Origin of the sequence: Flavobacterium pectinovorum (assembly GCF_900142715.1) — a bacterium.
GTDB lineage: Bacteria > Bacteroidota > Bacteroidia > Flavobacteriales > Flavobacteriaceae > Flavobacterium > Flavobacterium pectinovorum.
On record NZ_FRBX01000002.1, the window covers coordinates 936,613 to 954,999 of the forward strand.

Below are 18,387 nucleotides of genomic sequence, written 5' to 3' on the forward strand. Positions count from 1 at the left end.
AAAATATAAAAAAAGACTGTCCGAAAGGGCAGTCTTTTTTCGTTTTTGTCATTTCTGACAAGATTGTAGGTAAATCTAAAATTATTAATGCGCAGCCAGCCAGTCTTTACCCAAACCAAGTTCAACTTCTAAAGGAACAGCCATTATAAAAGCATTCTCCATTTCATGTTTAATCATAGGCTGAATTTTTTCGAGCTCATCGTTGTGAACATCGAACACAAGCTCATCATGCACCTGAAGCAGCATTTTAGATTTCCAGTTTTCTTCTGTTAATTTTTTATGAATGTTGATCATCGCAATTTTAATGACATCGGCAGCACTTCCCTGAATTGGTGCGTTAACGGCATTTCGTTCAGCGGCACTTCTTACCACAGCATTTGCCGAGTTAATGTCTTTTAAATATCTGCGACGACCTAAAATCGTTTGCACATATCCTTTTTCACGTGCAAATTCTATCTGCTCATTAATATAAGATCTTAATCTTGGATATGTTTTATAATACGCTTCGATCAAAGCAGCACTTTCGCTTCTTGATAACGAAGTTTGATTGCTCAATCCGAAAGCAGAAACACCATAGATAATTCCGAAGTTTACTGTTTTGGCATTGCTTCTTTGTTCTCGTGAAACTTCTCCTAACGGAACATCAAAAACTTTTGCAGCGGTGGCTTTATGAATATCTTCTCCATCCTGAAAAGCTTTAATCATATTTTCTTCACCACTTAAAGCAGCAATAATTCTTAATTCTATTTGCGAGTAATCGGCAGAAATTAAAGTGTGGTTTTCATCACGCGCTACAAACGCTTTACGAATCTGACGGCCTCTTTCTGTACGAATCGGAATATTTTGTAAGTTCGGATTATTAGAACTCAAACGTCCCGTTGCGGCAACAGTTTGCATATAATCGGTATGAACGCGCAATGTCTTTTTATCTACTTGTTCTGGCAAAGCCAAAATATAAGTGCTTTGTAATTTCACCATTTGGCGCCAATCCAAAATTTCTTTTACAATCGGGTTGTCGTTTGCCAAATATGTCAAAACTTCTTCACCGGTTGCATATTGTCCTGTTTTGGTTTTCTTTTGTTTTGCGCCGCCAATTTTTAATTTGTCAAATAAAATATCACCCAATTGTTTCGGTGAGGCCAAATTGAATTTCTCGCCCGCAGTTTCGTATATTTTCTCTTCTAAAGATTTGATTTCAATCTCCATTTCTTTAGACATGATACTTAAAAACTCTGTATCTAAACGAATTCCTTCGGTTTCCATTGCAGCTAAAACACTTACTAACGGAATTTCGATTTCATTAAATAATTTTTTGGTTTCGGTTTTATCTAATTCTGTAGTGAAGATTTCTTTTAATTGTAAAGTAACATCGGCATCTTCTGCAGCATATTCCTTAATATCTTCAAGAGGAACCTGACGCATCGAAATTTGATTTTTTCCCTTTTTACCAATTAACGTTTCAATAGATTTGGGAGAATATTTCAAATATGTTTCTGCCAAAATATCCATATTATGACGCATATCCGGATTAATCAAATAATGCGCAATCATAGTGTCAAAAAGTTTTCCTTTTACGGTAACACCATAATTAGAAAGTATTTTTAAGTCGTATTTTAAATTCTGACCAATTTTTTCGATGTTTTCATTCTCAAAAAACGGTTTGAATTTATCCACTAAAATCTGTGCTTCTTCCTGACTTTCAGGAAACGGAACATAAAAAGCTTTTCCTTTTTCATAAGAAAATGACATTCCAACCAATTCTGCGTGCAATGCGTCTAAACCAGTTGTTTCTGTATCAAAACAAACGGAAGTCTGCTTTTGTAAATTTTGTAAAAGCAATTTTATTCCCAAATCACCTTCAATAGCCTGATAGGAATGCGTTGTGTTTTCTAGAGTATTGTAAAAGGAAGTTCTTTCCTCAGTTTCTGCGTCTATAGTTGCACCGCCTCCAAACAGATCAAACTGATCTTCGTTTTTAGGTTGTGGTTTTTTATATAATTTGGCTTCGTCACCTTTGTTAGCTAATTCATTTCCACCGCCAATTTTAAATAAATTGTCAAATTGTTCGGCCATTCTTCTAAATTCCAATTCCTGAAAAATAGCGTCTGTTTTTTCAATATCAGGGCGAGAAAGTTCGTAGTCATTCTCATTAAAAACAACATCGCAGTCGCATATAATAGTAGCCAGTTTTTTAGATAAAATTCCTTTTTCTTTATTGGCTTCGATGTTTTCTTTCATTTTACCTTTCAGTAAATGTGTGTTTTCCAAAAGATTTTCCATCGTACCAAATTCTTTCAGGAATTTTTTAGCGGTAACTTCTCCAACTCCCGGCAGTCCCGGAATGTTATCGACAGCATCTCCCATCATTCCAAGAAAGTCAATTACCTGATCTGGTCTTTCGATTTCAAATTTTGCTAAAACTTCGGGAACTCCCCAAATTTCGATACCATTTCCCATACGGGCTGGTTTGTACATAAATATATTTTCAGAAACTAATTGTGCAAAATCTTTATCGGGAGTAACCATAAAAACTTTGTAGTTTTCTTTTTCGGCTTGTTTGGCAATAGTTCCAATTAAATCATCGGCTTCGCAACCGGCCATTTCGATAATCGGAATATGCATGGCTCTTAATAAATCCTGAATATACGGAATAGCAATTTTAATCGCCTCAGGTGTTGCATCACGATTTGCTTTGTAATCAGAATACATTTCGGTTCTAACCTGACTTCCTTCTTTATCAAAAGCTACAGCTAAATGATCCGGTTTTTCACGTTTTATAACATCTAAAAGCGAATTCATAAATCCCATGATCGCTGATGTATCCATTCCTTTTGAGTTAATTCGCGGGTTTTTTATAAAGGCATAATATCCACGAAAAATTAATGCATAGGCATCGAGAAGAAAAAGACGTTTTTGAGTTGACATAAAAAAAATATTAGTCTGTAAAAATAAACAATTGGGTTCTCAAAAATTAGACTAATAAGAATTTTTTTTCACCATATAAGTTATATAAGTTCATTTAATTTTAATAACGTAATGTTAGACGCACTGCAGTGCGTCTCTACAATAATAAGCGTCTCTACTAATATTGACTTATATAACTTATATGGTGGAAAACCACACAAACCGTTAATGTCTCGTTAAAATATTCACGGTAGCTATTTTCTTCATTTTCTCTTCATTTTACAGAGGTAAATTTGATCTGTAAAATAAAAAGTAATAATTTTTAAATAGTAGAAATCATGAGAAATTTATTGATGTTATTAGTAGCAGTTTTAGGAACAAGTGTGATGGTAAGTGCATTTCCTGCAAAAGGAAAAGAAACTCCGGTGAAAGAAATTAAAGCAACAAAACACCCAAAAACCAAAGCTGAGAAAAAAGCAAAATCTGAGAAAAAAGCAACAGCAAAATCTGAAACTGCTAAATCAGAACCTGCCAAAGCAAGTAAATAGTATTTTTTTTGTTTTGCTATCGAAGAATTGTAAGGGCAGCAAAACAGAAAGGATAATTATGGAGAGAGCTGATAGAGAAATTTATCAGCTTTTTTTTTTTGATTCGTTAATTTTTTAATAATTGGCAACCGCACTTTTTATATTTGCTTAATTTTAGTTGCGCTTAGAACAGATTAATTCTAAAACCTGTAGAGAGAAAAAAATTGCCACGGAGAACGCAAGGTTTTTAAATATACTAAGTTTAGTAAAATCACAAAGTTCACAAAGCTTTAGGAACTTAGATTGTGTAAACACAACTTAAATCTTAGTGAATCTCTGTGAATCCCGATAGCTATCGGGATTGAGTCCTCTGCGGTAAAAAATAATTAGGGAGTATAAAATTATTAATGTTTCTCATAACATTTAGCGTTAATCCCTTAGAACATCGGCTTATGAATATTTTAATTGTTGAAGATAATAAAGAACTTGCTGCAGAAGTTTACGACTTTTTGTGCAACACGGGTTATATATGCAAAATTGCAAATACATGCGCTGATGCTTTAGAAGAAATCAACAGCAACGATTATGATGCGATGCTGCTCGATCTTGGTTTGCCTGACGGAGATGGTTTTGAGGTTTTAAAAACTGTTAGAAAATCAAAATCTAAAATAGCGGTAATTGTTATTACGGCACGCGGCGAACTCGATGACAGAATTAATGGACTGCATCTTGGTGCCGATGATTATTTGACAAAACCATTTGCTTTGACAGAACTTAGCGCCAGAATATTCGCTGTAATTCGTAGAATACATGGTTTTACTTTGAATGATTTACTGATTCACGGATTTTCAATGCAATTGCAGGATTATAAAGTAAGCTACGATTCAATTCCAATTAATTTGACGAAAAAAGAGTTTGATATTTTTCAGTATTTGGTTCTGAATAAAAACCGGGTAATTACAAGATTACAGCTTACAGAGCATATTTGGGGAGATATTCTCGAAGTCAATTCTGATTCTAATTTTATTGATGTTCATGTTCGAAATCTTCGAAAAAAACTCGACAAACATACTGCTATAGATTGGTTCGAAACCGTACGAAATGTGGGTTATCGTATAAACGAATAAATAAACGATGAAAATAAAACATCAACTGGCTATTTTTAATGCACTAACGCGTTTGTTGGTGATTTTGGTTTTATGGCTGATGTTGCCAATTTTAGTTCAGAATGTAGTTTACAAACACATTAATAATGGATTGCTGGAAAAGAAGAAAAAATTCATTGATCATTTAAACCAAAATGAAATTAATGATTTTATCGAAAACGAAGGTGATTCTACCGAAACGTATTCTCAATTTTCGACCTTACACAGTGAGTTTTTGGTTTTGTCGAGAACTTCGGTTAAACCAAAACAAAAGAAAACCACTTTTAGCAACGATTTCCGAATTATTGAAGGTGAAGAAAGTGAATATAGAATTCTTCGCCATCATTTTACTTATGAAAATCAGGATTATCAACTGGAAATTGGAAGCAGTCTTAGCGAAGTAAATGATCTTACATTTATTATAAAACTGTTTATTATTATTGTTTTGGTGGTTATTCTTCTGGTCACTTTTTTGGCAGATACTTTTTATATTGAATACTTGCTTAAACCTTTCTATAAAATTATCGATACTAAAATAAGGCGTGTAAACGAACCCGAAGCGTTTGATTATACGCCTATAAATGCCAAATCGAGAGATTTTAGAGAATTGGATTTGGTTTTAAATCAAATGATGGACCGCATTGGAATTGTTTTCAAAAAAGAAAAACAATTTATTTCGAATGTTTCTCATGAACTGCTTACGCCAATTGCTTTGCTAAAAAACAAATTGGAGAACTTGCTTCAAAATGATTCTTTGGATGATAATGCAATTGATAAAATTGCCAGTTCGCTCAAAACATTGGATATGCTCAAAAAAATCATTAATAATTTATTGTTGATTTCCAGAATCGAAAACAATCAATATGAAGCCAATGAAAGTATTGACTTTAATGAAATCATAAATGGATTATACGAAGATTTGCAGGATCGAATTGAGGATAAAGGTTTGCAGTTTGAAAATGCAATTCGGCACGATTTTCATTTTACAGGAAATAAAACACTAATTCATATTTTGTTGTATAATTTGGTAACCAATGCGATAAAATACAATCGCGAAAATGGAAATGTCAAAGTTAGCGACGGATTTTCAAATCAAAATTATTTCTTATCTATTTCTGATTCCGGAATTGGAATGGATGAATCTCAACTAGAACGTATATTCAATCGTTTTACCCGTATTAGCTCAGATCAGGACGGACAGGGTTTAGGTCTTGCTATTGCAGAAAGTATTGCCGTTTTTCATCACATCGAAATTAAAGTTACTTCGACTTTAAATCATGGAACGACGTTTTTATTATTGTTTCCAAATCTTGTAAAAGCCAATTAAATGTTAATTGTTTTAGTAAGATAATTTCTTCATTTTGTCTTCATTTAGCGATTATATCTTTGGCTTATAAATAATGAAACAATAATAATCATAAAAACTTTAAGTCATGAAAAAATTAGTAATGTTAGCTGTAGCAATCTTAGGAACAACAGCAATGGTAAACGCTCAAACTACTCCAGCTCAAACTACTCCAACAAAAGAAGTTAAAGCTACAAAACATTCAAAAAAGAAAGCAGAAAAAGCAGATAAAAAAGCTGAAGCTGCAAAAACAGAAGCTGCAAAGCCAGAAACTGCAAAAGCTAAAAAATAACGATTGATTTTCATTTTGGGTTCATAAATTGTTGGTTTGGTTTATGAAATTAGTTGACAATGATAATTTTTAGTCAGAGAAAGAGCTGTTAGAGAAATCTATCAGCTTTTTTTGTTTCTTTTTTGAGTTAAATTTTTGATAATAAAAAGCAATAAAATTTTCATTCTTTGTTACTTTGCTTAAAACTATACCTACATGATAATTCGTTTTGTTATTCTTTGTGCCCTTTTTTTATTTATTGAGTTTTATTCTTATCAAGCCTTTCGTACCCTAATCAAATTAAGATGGGTTTTGATCAGTTATCAAGTTATAAGCTTACTTATTTTACTTTTTATAATTTATTCTTTTTCGCAAGTAGATCGTTCTGTTGGTCAAACTAAACAGTTCATGTTTACTACAGGTTTAATGTTGCTGGTTTATGTCCCAAAAATTGTTCTGACATTGGTAATGTTTGGAGAAGATATTTTTAGAGTAGGGGCAAGTATCCTGAATTATTTTATTTATAATGCTCCAAGAAAAGAAATGATGCCGGACAGACGAAAGTTTATCAGTCAGATCGCTTTAGGGCTTGCTGCCGTACCGTTTTTATCTTTGATTTACGGAATTTTTGAAGGAAAATATAATTTTAAGGTATTCAAACAAACGATCTTTTTTCCTGATTTGCCGGATGCTTTTGATGGTTTTAAAATCACTCAGATTTCAGATGTTCATAGCGGAAGTTTTGATAATCCCGAAAAAATAAATTATGCTATTGATTTGATTAATGAACAAGAATCGGATATAATTTTGTTTACAGGTGATATTGTAAATACACACGCTGTAGAAATGAACCCATGGTTAACGGCTTTTAATAGAATAAAAGAGTATAAATATGGTAAGTTTTCAGTTTTAGGAAATCATGATTACGGAGAATATGTGACATGGCCTTCTGAAAAAGAAAAAGATGAAAATTTTCAGGCTATTAAAAGTCTTTACGGGCAAATAGGTTTTAAACTTTTATTAAACGAACATACTTACATTCAAAAAGGCGATGATAAAATTGCAATTATTGGTGTTGAAAACTGGGGTGTGAATTTTAAGAAAGCGGGTGATTTAAATAAAGCTTCGCAAAATGTTCATCAGGACGATTTTAAAGTTTTAATGAGCCATGATCCAAGTCATTGGGAAGCTGAGATTAAAGAGCATCCTAGAAATTTCCATTTAACATTAGCAGGACATACGCATGGAATGCAATTTGGAATTGAAATTCCGGGATATTTTAAATGGAGTCTGGCTCAATACATATATAAACAATGGGCCGGCCTTTATGAAAATGTAGGAAGATATGTTTATGTAAACCGCGGTTTTGGATTTCATGCCTATCCGGGACGTGTTGGTATCATGCCGGAAATAACGGTTATTGAACTAAAAAAAGGCAACAATGTGGCTTAATTCGTTAAAAATGCTACATTTGTATTAATTATCTCTTTTTAAAAGATTAAAAGAATTAAATTTTTGGTTTTATGTCAAAATTTGGAGAACTTATAAATGCTCAAGTTCCAGTGTTAATTGATTTTTACACTGATTGGAACGAATCATCTGTATCTATGCATCCTGTTATTAAGGATGTTGCGGCTGCGCTTGGCGATAAAGCCAAAGTGATTAAAATTGATGTAGATAAGAATCAGGAGCTGGCTGAAGCATTACGTATTAAAGGACTTCCTACTTTAATGATTTATAAAGAAGGACAAATGATCTGGAGACAATCCGGAGAACTTGATGCGAATACTATTATAGGAATCGTTCAGGATCAATTTAGCGTATAAAGGAAACTCTCCTAAAAGGATATTAGTGAATAATATCAAAAGCAAACCCGTTTTCTTTTAAAAAATGCAGTGTTTTAGGTAACGCAAATTTTAAATTTTGTGAAGCTTTAATACTGTCATGAAATACAATTACACTTCCTGATTTTACATTTTTAGTAACGTTTTCAAGACATTTCTCGGGTGTAATGCTTTGATCAAAGTCGGCACTCAAAACATCCCACATTATTATTTTATAGCCCAAATTTCGTAAAATCTTAGATTGCTCTTTTTTGATTTTCCCGTAAGGAGGACGAAATATAAGTGTTTTTTCTTTTTTCTCTTCTTCTAAAACAGCAGCACAATTTTTTACATTCTCTATATAATCATTCGTTTGGCTTTTCCATCCATTAACGTGATTCATTGTGTGATTGCCTATTGAATGACCTTCTTTAATTAGTTTTTCAAATAAGGATAAATTGGCTTTTATGTTTTTCCCAATACAGAAAAAAGTCGCTTTTGCATCAAATTTTTTCAATTCAGATAAAACCCAATCCGTAATTTCTGGAGTAGGCCCATCATCAAAAGTGAGGTAGATTTTCTTTTCGTTGTTCGGAATATCCCAACAATATTTAGAAAATACCCTTTTTATAAATGAATTAGTTTTTACCCAATAAAAGCTCATTTTGAAATTATTTTAGATATATGTAAAAATAAAAAATGTAGCGCTATTTTTCAATAATGCTACATTTTTTTAATTAATATGTTTTTCGTATCTTATTATTCTTTTTCTCTGCCAAAGCGTTCGAAAATATTTACATAAGTGTTAAAAGTAGCTTTGTGTTTTTCATAAAAAACTGAGTCCTTGTTTTCTTTCATCACCTGTAACAAGCTTCTGTAGCGCTCAATATCTGTAATGATATCAATTGCCAAATCAGATTGGTCTCCGGCAGTTAAAGTTTTATAATAATCTAAGTTCTCTCTGTATTTTTGAACTAGTTTATCAAGTAAATTGTGTGCTTTTGCCGTTTCTCCTACTTTATAATATCCTCCGGCAAAAGGCTCTACTAATGAATAATAACCAAATTTGTCTAAAGGCATTTTTGTCATAGCCAAATTGATAATGTTTTTAGCCTTGTCAATTTTTCCTTCTTCAATAAGTTGATACATTAAACGCGACAGGTTTGTACGGTATGTAATGCTATTTCTTCTTGTTTCAGGATCGTGATAGATTTTTTCGCTTTCGCTGTTGCCCCAATCCCATTTCATTACAATGTCGTACATTTTATCAGCATCAATTTGTCCCATATCCATAGGTCCGCCATCTTTAGAAGGCGTATTTTTAACAGGAACTAATTTATAGACCATTCCGTCTAGCTGCAAATAATCTTTCAGCCATAAATAATCTTCATCATCAAAAGCACCTCCACTAAAATAAATAGGACGTTTCCAGTTGTTATTCGCTAAGATATCCAACATCATTAAGCGGTTTTTGTAGATCGCGCTTCCTTTGATATCAATATCCATATAAGGAACAATAGAATCGTTGTATTTAGGGTTGACAACTTTATTTTTGATGATTAAAGCTTTGTCAACATTTACTCTGATTTTATTTGTTGGATAAAAGTGAATCGTTTGTCCGTTTTGTAAACCAACAGTCGATTTAGGATTCTTAATAAAACTAATAAAGTCATTAATATTCCAACGAGTTTCTATTTTTGGTATATGAGCTACATAATCCAGTTTGTCACCCACATATTCTGCATGCGTAAATGAAATAGGTAACGGCTCAGATTCATACGATTTGGCTTTCATTTGATCGATATACCAATCCGTCATAAATAAACTCGTATTTACGATTTTTACGTCGGTTCTAAAATGCTCAATTTCCTGCGCATACCATAACGGGAAAGTATCATTGTCTCCAATGGTAAATAAAATAGCATCTTTGTCGCAAGAATCCAGGTAAGCTTTTGCCATTGCAACTGCCGTGCGTTTGTTAGATCTGTCGTGATCATCCCAGTTTTGAGATGCCATTAAAATTGGTGCTGCCAATAAACTTCCCGCAATAATAATTGGGCCAGCAATTCTTGGAGCAACATATTTCTGAATACTTTCATATAAAGAATAAACCCCAAAACCTATCCAGATTGCAAATACATAAAATGATCCTACAAGAGCATAATCTCTTTCACGAGGCTCAAAAGGTCTTTCGTTTAAGTATATTTTTAAAGCAATTCCAGTAAATAAGAATAATGCTAAAAGCACATAGAAACTTTTAAGATCTTTATTTGCATGGTACATTAAACCAATAAGTCCAAGAATAAATGGCAGGAAGAAATAAACATTTCTTCCTTTGTTATTTAAAACATCTGAAGGCAAATTATCCTGAGACCCAAGATGTACAGAGTCCAGAGGTTTAATTCCGCTAATCCAGTTTCCATCCAGATTGTCATATTTCCCCTGAACGTCACTTTGGCGTCCAACAAAATTCCACATTAAATATCTCCAGTACATATATCCAAATTGATATTCAATCATAAAACTGAAATTATCAGCAGTAGTTGGTTTTTCGATGATTAAATAATCGCCGTAACTTTTAAGGAATTTTACATAACCTTCGTTGTCAATTTGTTTTTGCGCATAAGCTCTTCTAAATTCAGAAACTGTTTTCTCAACTTCATTACGTAATTGTGCAGTAGCTTTATTGTACTCTTCTTCGCTTAATTGGCTGGCGTCAATTCCGTATTTTGCCAAATCATCTTCATAAGGATAATTAGGGTTTATTTTGAATTGAGGAGGATTTGTAAAATTGATATAGTTTTGAATGTGTCCGGTTTCGGTACTCCACATTCTTGGCAGAATCGTTTTTTGATTATCATCAGTATTCTGCTCTGCATTTTTATAATTATTGGTAATAATATATTTACCGGTTTTATAGTCTCTTTCGTAGTTTGGTTTTTTATCTAAATAAGGCGTTTTTGCATCTAAACCAGCAAATACTTCTGTGTATTGTGGTCCATAAAACAATGGATTTACACCATATTGTTCACGATTGTAATATGCTAAAACCTCTGTAGCATCCGATGGTTTGTTTTCGTTAATTACAGTATTGGCATTAGCACGAACCGGCAGCATCATCCAGGTAGAGAAGCCTATTAAGATAAAAAGAATGCAAAGAATGATAGTGTTGTAGAAAACCAGTCCTTTTTCTTTGGTGAATTTTAATCCAAAATAAAAGAATGCAATAAAAAGTAATCCAACGAAAATAGTTCCTGAGTTAAAAGGCAATCCCATGCTGTTTACCATGAATATTTCGGTTTTACCGAAGAAAGCCATTGTTAACGGAAGTAGCAATTTGAATATAAACAACAAAATTGCAATTACAACAGCGTTTGCAATAATGAAATTTTTGATCGTAACTTTTTCGTAGTGTTTAAAATAGTAAAGAAAACCAATTGCAGGAATGGTTAATAGTGCCATAAAGTGAACTCCAAAAGAAAGTCCGATAACAAGTGAAATGATTAATAACCATTTGTTTCCTTTAGGTTCGTCCATATCTTGTTCCCAACGTAATCCAAGCCAAAAAAGCAATGCGATTAATAAGGAAGCCATGGCATAAACTTCGGCTTCAACAGCGTTGAACCAAAAACTGTCAGAGAATGTATAAGCAAGGGCTCCAACAAAAGAACTTCCCAAAATAACAATTGAATTGTTTTTGTCAATTTCTGCAAATCTTGCAATGATTTTTTTCAAAATCATTGATGAAGACCAAAACATAAACAAAATTGTAAATGCGCTAGAAAATACAGACATCATATTTACCATTACCGCCACATGTTCTTTATCTATAGCAAACATGGCGAAAAAGGCACCCATCATTTGAAATAAAGGTGCTCCCGGAGGGTGGCCAACTTCCAGTTTAGCGGCTGTAGCAATATATTCGCCACAATCCCAAAAACTCATGGTAGGTTCAACAGTTAGTGTATAGGTAATTAAAGCGATTGCAAATGCAAACCAACCAATAATTGTATTCCATTTATTGAAATTGAATTGTGCCATATTTAGGTGTTAAAATTTTGTATGTTTTCTATCCTACAAAGAAAATGTTTTTTTGTGTAAAGAAACGACCATTAACAAAAAATTCTACAAAACTATTTGCTCGAAGTAACGTATTGTTTGTGAAATACTTGTGGTGGTATTAAAGATTTTGGAGGAATAAAAAGGAAAAAAAATTGATTTTTTTCGTCAAAAAGTTTGCGCAAACTAAAAAAAGCTTTAAATTTGCACTCGCTTAACAGCACTGCTGGTCTATGGTGTAATGGTAACACAACTGTTTTTGGTGCAGTCTTTCAAGGTTCGAGTCCTTGTAGACCAACATAAAGCCTCTCAATCGAGAGGCTTTTTTTATGTTATAAACTTAAAGATTTTGTTGAGATAAGTAATTTTCAATTTTTACTGGAGAGAGAAATTTTTTATAGAAAAAAAAATAATTTTCTCTTTTTATTTAATCTTTCGTTAGTGTTTGGATTTTTATAAAAAAAATGTTTACGGTTATTTTATAAAAAGTTTGTGTAAACTAAAAATTAAATTAAATTTGCATTCGCTTAATCGCACTGCTGGTCTATGGTGTAATGGTAACACAACTGTTTTTGGTGCAGTCTTTCAAGGTTCGAGTCCTTGTAGACCAACATAAAAGCCTCTCAATCGAGAGGCTTTTTTTATGCAATGTCTCGTGCTGAAGCAAGTGTACTACTTGAGAGTAGTATTTAATCTCTTGATATCTGAATATTTAAATAAAAATTGAAAATGAGAAGCTCAGGTTTCTCGTTTTCTTGTATTGTATACGAGCTTTGCTGAAAAATATAAATAGTTGTTGAATATTTATTTTGAAAACAAGGAAGAAGGAACTACTCCAAATTTCTTTTTAAACGAAAAAGAAAAATGGGATAAATCTTCAAAGCCTACTCCGATATAAACTTCTGATGGAGGATTTCCTTGCTTGATTAAATAATAAGCTTCCTGAAGTCTTTTGTTTAGCAACCATTTTCCAGGCGTTTGCTGGAATACTTTTTCAAAATCTCTTTTAAAAGTAGCAAGACTTCTGCCGGTTAAATAAGCAAAACGATTTAAGTGTACGTTAAAATGAAAGTTTTTATTCATAAAAGCTTCTAAATCTATTTTTCCGGGTTCGGTAAAATCAAACAGAATATCCTTTAATTCAGGATTCACTTTGATTAAAAGATGAATGGCTTCTTTTATTTTTAGTTTAAATAAAGCTTCGTTGTTTTCCTGCTCAACTTCAAGATAAGAAATTAGTGATTCTATGAATGATTTATACAGCGGATCAGAAGCTAGTGGAATCATAGATTCCGAATCTGTTTTTCTTTGAATCTTGATGTTGTATTCGTTGCTTATTTCGCGTAAAATTTCCTGATCTAGAAAAAGTGATATCGATTTGAATTCGCCTCCCTCGGGCGGAATTTTAATAAATTTAGCTAAGTGATTTCTTTTGCTAAGGCGAAAATCACCCGGTTTAGAATGATAAGTGTTTTTGCTGTCAGAAGCGATCATTTCTCCGGAAACCTGATAACTAAAAACATGTTCGGGAATAAAATGTTCACCTTGTCGACTGCGTGCAAAATAACAGGAATATAGTATTTTGGGTTTTGTATTTGTGATTGCTGTCATAATGTAAAGTTAGTAAAAGATCTGAAAATCTATTTATGAAGATTTTCAGATCCTTGTATTTAGGTATTTATCGAATTAAGGCTTTTGGTTCAAGATAAGCTTCAAGTCCAATTGTGCCAAATTCCCTGCCTATTCCTGATTGTTTAAATCCGCCAAAAGGAGCCATAGGATCATGTTTAATTCCGTTTATTTGCACACGTCCTGCGTTAATTTGAGAAGCTACGTTATGTGCTCTTTTTTCGTTAGAAGAGCTTATATAAGCTTGTAATCCGTAAGTGGTGTCGTTTGCAATTTTAATGGCTTCTTCTTCTGTTTGGTAAGTAATGATTGATAAAACTGGACCAAATATTTCTTCTTGTGCAATACGCATGTTGTTTTTTACATTTACAAATACAGTTGGTTTAACAAAATTGCCATTTTCTAATCCGTTAGGTTTTCCTAAACCGCCAATTAAAATTTCGGCACCTTCATTAATTCCTATTTGAATATAATTTTGAACTCTTTCATATTGTTTTATGCTAACCATTGGGCCTACTGTAGTAGTTGTGTTTTTTGGATCGCCAACAACGATGTTTTGAGTGCTGTTGTTAATCAACGATTTAACTTCTTCTAGTTTATCTTCGGGTACCAATAATCTTGTGCCTGCAATACACGCTTGTCCACTGTTCATATACGCGGCAGCTATTGCACGCGGAATTGCTTCTGAAAAATTAGCGTCATCCAGAATAATATTAGGTGATTTTCCTCCAAGTTCTAGTGTAACGCGTTTCATAGTGTTAACAGCTTCTTTTGCAATAATTTTTCCAACAGCTGTAGAGCCTGTAAACGAAATTTTAGCAACATCAGGATTGCGGCTTATTTCGGCACCGACAATTTCGCCTAAACCATTAACGATATTAAAAACGCCTTTTGGCAAGCCAGCTTCATGAAGGCATTCTGTAATTAATTGTGTTTGTTGAGCACTCATTTCGCTTGGTTTTATTACTGCCGTACATCCTGCGGCAATTGCTGTTGAGAGTTTGCCACAGATAAAACCATTGCTTGAATTCCATGGAATAATAATTCCAACCACACCAATTGGTGTCATCTGAACTTCAGATTCACCCATAATTTTGTTGAAACTATAAGTGTTTAATAGTTGAATTGCCGACTCAAAACTTTTTAGCATATAATCAAAGCTGATTGTTGCAAATTGAGATGTTCCCCCGTATTCTTCAATCATTGTGCTAATGAATTCTTCTTTTCTTTTTTTAATAGAAGTTTGGATATTCTGTAAATAGTGAATTCTTTCGGTAATTGTTGTTTTAGAAAAAGTTTTAAAAGCTGTTTTAGCGGCGTCTATCGCTTTTTGTGTGTCTTCTTGGTTTCCTAAAAGAACTTTTCCTAATTTTTCATTAGTTGTGGGGCTAATAAGATCGAAATATTCTGTTCCTTTTGGTGTAATAAATTCTCCGTTAATGTAAATTTTGTCTATTGTTTTCATGGTATATTTTTTATGAATTTTATTAGACAAAGATCTGGATTAAGAATACTGCTTGCTTTGTTGTAAGGCTCAAATAGACTTTGTTATAAAGCTCATAAAAAAAAGTTTTTATGAAGAATAATTATAGCGGAATATAAATTTAGATGTTAAAATTTCAAATAAGTAAGTTTTTTATTTGACTTATATGTCTGTTTATTAGTGTTTTAAGTATATTTGATATGACGAAAAAATACTGCAGTGCGTTTTTGTTTTAACTAAAAATTTAAAATTATGGATAATTTAAAAAAATTTGAGTTTGAGAAGTTAGATTCTTCTGAAATGAAAGAAGTGCAAGGAGGAAATTTGTTTGATGAGCTTGTAAAGGTGATAAAATCTTTAGAGCCAATTATTAATCCAATAGTTGGAATAGTAACATAAGAGTGTTAAACGTAGTTATTATAAAAAAAGCTTCTCAATTGAGAAGCTTTTGTGTTTGTTGTGTTATTTAAATTTTAAATGTTATTACGGGTTTAACAGCGTGATTTACTAAACCTTCGCTAATGCTTCCATTGAAAAAATGTGCAAAACCGGTTCTTCCATGTGTGCACATCCCAATAATGTCTGCATTTATACTATTAGAGAAATTAATAATTCCCTTTTCTATATTCGTGTCGTTGTAAATGTGTGTTGAGTAATTCGTAAGGTTGAATTCTGAAGTGAATTCCTTTATTGCTTGTTCTACAACATGAGTTGGTTTAAAACTGTTTGGTGTGCAAATAGTTACCAGGTGTATTTTTGAATCGAAAAATTTAGTAATATTCAACAGTTTTTCAAATGGCTTTTTAGTTTCTTCTGTAAAATCTGATGCGAAAACAATATTTGAAGCATTAAAGTTTTTTATGTCTTTTTTGATAACCAAAACCGGGATTTCAGAATTACGAACCACTTTTTCAGTATTAGAGCCAATTAGTAATTCCTCAATTCCAGAAGAACCGTGTGATCCCATAATGATTAAGTCAACATCGTAATCTTTGCTTATTTGAGTGATGCCGTGAATTGGTTTGTCCATTTTTACAATTTCGGTAACAGGAATTCCGTCCAGATATGGACTTGATGAAATTTCGTCAAGTGTTTCGTTTGCTTTTTTCATAAAAAGCATGGTTTCCGGAATACTCACACCGCCCAAAATTGCATCATTCATTTGATGGGGCAACTCAAGCATGTGTAAAATGATAATTTCAGAATCGTTTTTTTTGGCAATTTGTGCGGCGACTTTTAAAGCGTCTTCAGCATGTTCTGAAAAATCTGTAGGTACTAGAATTCGTTTCATAACTTTTAGGGTTAAATAAGGTGAAATTCTTTATTTTTAATGCTTCTATAAAGATAAGAAATATTTTAGAGCAATGTATTTATTTTGATTTATAAAAAAAACACTATATTTGCACCGTTATTTATTAAAATCTAAATAATGAGGGGACTAAGTGTCCCCTCTTTTTATAAAATTATGACATTTAAAGAAAAAGTAAACGAACTAATTACAGAGGCTCTTCTGGAAAAGCCGTCAATCTTTTTGATTGATCTTGCTATTTCGGATTCTTTCAAAATTAGTGTAGGTTTAGATGGGGATAATGGAGTGGCGTTGCAGGATTGTATCGATATTAGTCGCGCAATCGAGAATAATCTGGATCGTGAAGAGCAGGATTTTTCGCTTGAAGTAGCATCTGTTGGAGTAGGATCGCCTTTGAAAATGACAAGACAATACAAGAAAAATGTAGGTAGAACGTTGATTGTTACTACAAAAACTGAAAAAATTGAAGCAGAATTAGTAGAAGCTAACGATGTTTTTATAATTTTGTCTTGGAAAGCAAGAGAACCGAAAAAAGTAGGAAAAGGAAAAGAAACAGTTCAAAAAGAGCAACAAATACCTTATACAGAAATTAAAGAGGCAATTGTTACAGTAACATTTTAATTAAAGAATTCGCATGGAAAATTTAGCATTAATCGATTCATTCTCAGAGTTTAAAGATAATAAACTTATTGATCGTGTAACGCTTATGGCAATTTTAGAGGACGTGTTTAGAAATGCATTGAAGAAAAAATACGGTTCTGATGACAACTTCGACATTATTATAAATCCTGATAAAGGGGATATGGAGATATGGAGAAGAAGAGTAATCGTTGCTGACGAAGATCTTGATTTTGAGAACGAAGAAATTACCTTGACTGAAGCAAGAATGATTGAAGCGGATTTTGAAATTGGTGAAGAAGTTTCTGAAGAAGTTAAATTGATCGATTTAGGAAGAAGAGCTATTTTGGCATTGCGTCAAAACTTAATATCTAAAATTCACGAACACGATAATACAAATCTTTACAAGCAATTTAAAGATATTATCGGTGATATTTATACTGCTGAAGTACACCACGTGCGCCCTAGAGTAGTTATCTTAGTAGATGATGAAGGAAACGAAATTGTGCTTCCGAAAGAAAAACAAATCCCGTCTGACTTTTTCCGTAAAGGAGATAACGTTCGTGGAATCATTGAAAGTGTTGAATTAAAAGGAAATAAACCTCAAATTATCATGTCAAGAACTTCTGAAAAGTTCTTGGAAAAATTATTTGAACAAGAAATTCCTGAGGTATTCGACGGTTTAATTACAGTTAAAAATGTAGTGCGTATTCCTGGTGAAAAAGCAAAAGTAGCGGTAGATTCTTATGATGATAGAATTGATCCTGTTGGAGCTTGCGTAGGTATGAAAGGATCTCGTATTCACGGAATTGTTCGTGAATTAGGAAACGAAAATATTGACGTAATCAACTATACAAGCAATATTCAATTGTTTATTACGAGAGCATTAAGCCCTGCAAAAGTTTCTTCAATCAAAATTGATGAAGAAAACAAAAGAGCTGAAGTTTTCTTAAAATTAGAAGAAGTTTCTAAAGCAATTGGTAGAGGAGGTCACAATATTAAATTAGCAGGTCAGCTAACAGGTTACGAGTTAGATGTTATTCGTGAAGGAGATGTTGCAGGTGCAACGGCTGATGAAGACGATGTTGAATTAACAGAGTTTTCAGACGAAATCGAAGGCTGGGTAATTGAAGAATTTGCTAAAATAGGTTTAGATACTGCAAAAAGTATCTTAAAGCAAGAAGTAGAAGATTTAGTAAGAAGAACGGATTTAGAAGAGGAAACTATTCTTGACGTTATGAAAATACTAAAAGAAGAGTTTGATAGTTAGTTAT

General features: G+C 32.7%; 15 protein-coding genes and 2 tRNA genes. 11 read left to right on the plus strand and 6 right to left on the minus strand.

The annotated features are described in order from the left end of the window. Positions 1-84: 84 nt before the first annotated feature. Entirely contained in the window at positions 85-2,925 is a 2,841-nt protein-coding gene (polA, locus tag BUE22_RS10565; protein WP_073394991.1) for a DNA polymerase I, read from the minus strand. A gap of 317 nt (positions 2,926-3,242) precedes the next feature. Between polA and BUE22_RS10570 the strand changes: the two genes are divergently transcribed. The 6 genes from BUE22_RS10570 (at position 3,243) to BUE22_RS10595 (ending at position 8,018) form a co-directional block, all read left to right on the plus strand. Continuing rightward, positions 3,243-3,452, plus strand: a complete 210-nt coding sequence (locus BUE22_RS10570; protein ID WP_042566263.1) for a hypothetical protein — start codon at positions 3,243-3,245, stop codon at positions 3,450-3,452. A gap of 431 nt (positions 3,453-3,883) precedes the next feature. Next, on the plus strand, positions 3,884-4,558 hold the full coding sequence (locus BUE22_RS10575) for a response regulator transcription factor (protein WP_042566264.1): 675 nt from the start codon (positions 3,884-3,886) through the stop codon (positions 4,556-4,558). 7 nt (positions 4,559-4,565) lie between these two features. Further along, positions 4,566-5,903, plus strand: coding sequence for a sensor histidine kinase (locus BUE22_RS10580; protein ID WP_243396784.1), 1,338 nt, complete (start codon positions 4,566-4,568; stop codon positions 5,901-5,903). Between the two features lie 106 nt (positions 5,904-6,009). Further along, on the plus strand, positions 6,010-6,213 hold the full coding sequence (locus tag BUE22_RS10585; protein ID WP_042566265.1) for a hypothetical protein: 204 nt from the start codon (positions 6,010-6,012) through the stop codon (positions 6,211-6,213). Between the two features lie 195 nt (positions 6,214-6,408). After that, complete coding sequence (locus BUE22_RS10590; RefSeq protein WP_073394992.1) at positions 6,409-7,644, plus strand: metallophosphoesterase; 1,236 nt, start codon at positions 6,409-6,411, stop codon at positions 7,642-7,644. A gap of 71 nt (positions 7,645-7,715) precedes the next feature. Continuing rightward, positions 7,716-8,018, plus strand: coding sequence for a thioredoxin family protein (locus BUE22_RS10595; RefSeq protein ID WP_042566267.1), 303 nt, complete (start codon positions 7,716-7,718; stop codon positions 8,016-8,018). A 22-nt stretch (positions 8,019-8,040) separates the two neighbouring features. On the opposite strand, the gene BUE22_RS10600 is transcribed toward BUE22_RS10595, so the two are convergent. Both BUE22_RS10600 and BUE22_RS10605 read right to left on the minus strand, forming a co-directional pair. Next, complete coding sequence (locus BUE22_RS10600; protein WP_073394993.1) at positions 8,041-8,679, minus strand: polysaccharide deacetylase family protein; 639 nt, start codon at positions 8,677-8,679, stop codon at positions 8,041-8,043. Positions 8,680-8,774: 95 nt separating this feature from the next. Then, entirely contained in the window at positions 8,775-12,056 is a 3,282-nt protein-coding gene (locus BUE22_RS10605) for a glycosyltransferase family 117 protein (RefSeq protein WP_073394994.1), read from the minus strand. Positions 12,057-12,301: 245 nt separating this feature from the next. Between BUE22_RS10605 and BUE22_RS10610 the strand changes: the two genes are divergently transcribed. Both BUE22_RS10610 and BUE22_RS10615 read left to right on the plus strand, forming a co-directional pair. Beyond that, positions 12,302-12,372 (plus strand) — tRNA-Gln (locus tag BUE22_RS10610). Positions 12,373-12,614: 242 nt separating this feature from the next. Beyond that, positions 12,615-12,685, plus strand: a tRNA-Gln gene (locus tag BUE22_RS10615). 193 nt (positions 12,686-12,878) lie between these two features. On the opposite strand, the gene BUE22_RS10620 is transcribed toward BUE22_RS10615, so the two are convergent. Then, entirely contained in the window at positions 12,879-13,685 is an 807-nt protein-coding gene (locus BUE22_RS10620; protein ID WP_073394995.1) for a helix-turn-helix domain-containing protein, read from the minus strand. A gap of 67 nt (positions 13,686-13,752) precedes the next feature. Next, the gene (locus BUE22_RS10625; RefSeq protein WP_073394996.1) at positions 13,753-15,168 is read right to left on the minus strand and encodes an aldehyde dehydrogenase family protein; all 1,416 of its coding nucleotides are present in this window, start codon (positions 15,166-15,168) and stop codon (positions 13,753-13,755) included. Between the two features lie 270 nt (positions 15,169-15,438). Here BUE22_RS10625 and BUE22_RS23720 point away from each other — a divergent pair, with 270 nt between their 5' ends. Beyond that, a complete protein-coding gene (locus BUE22_RS23720; protein ID WP_159438471.1) occupies positions 15,439-15,585 on the plus strand; it encodes a hypothetical protein in 147 nt (48 codons plus the stop codon). A gap of 67 nt (positions 15,586-15,652) precedes the next feature. On the opposite strand, the gene BUE22_RS10630 is transcribed toward BUE22_RS23720, so the two are convergent. Then, a complete protein-coding gene (locus BUE22_RS10630; protein ID WP_073394997.1) occupies positions 15,653-16,477 on the minus strand; it encodes a universal stress protein in 825 nt (274 codons plus the stop codon). Positions 16,478-16,651: 174 nt separating this feature from the next. On the opposite strand from BUE22_RS10630, the gene rimP reads away from it, so the two are divergent. After that, complete coding sequence (rimP, locus tag BUE22_RS10635; protein ID WP_073394998.1) at positions 16,652-17,116, plus strand: ribosome assembly cofactor RimP; 465 nt, start codon at positions 16,652-16,654, stop codon at positions 17,114-17,116. Between the two features lie 13 nt (positions 17,117-17,129). Then, positions 17,130-18,383: a transcription termination factor NusA gene (nusA, locus tag BUE22_RS10640; protein ID WP_042566274.1), complete on the plus strand. Its 1,254-nt coding sequence runs from the start codon at positions 17,130-17,132 to the stop codon at positions 18,381-18,383. Positions 18,384-18,387: the final 4 nt, after the last annotated feature.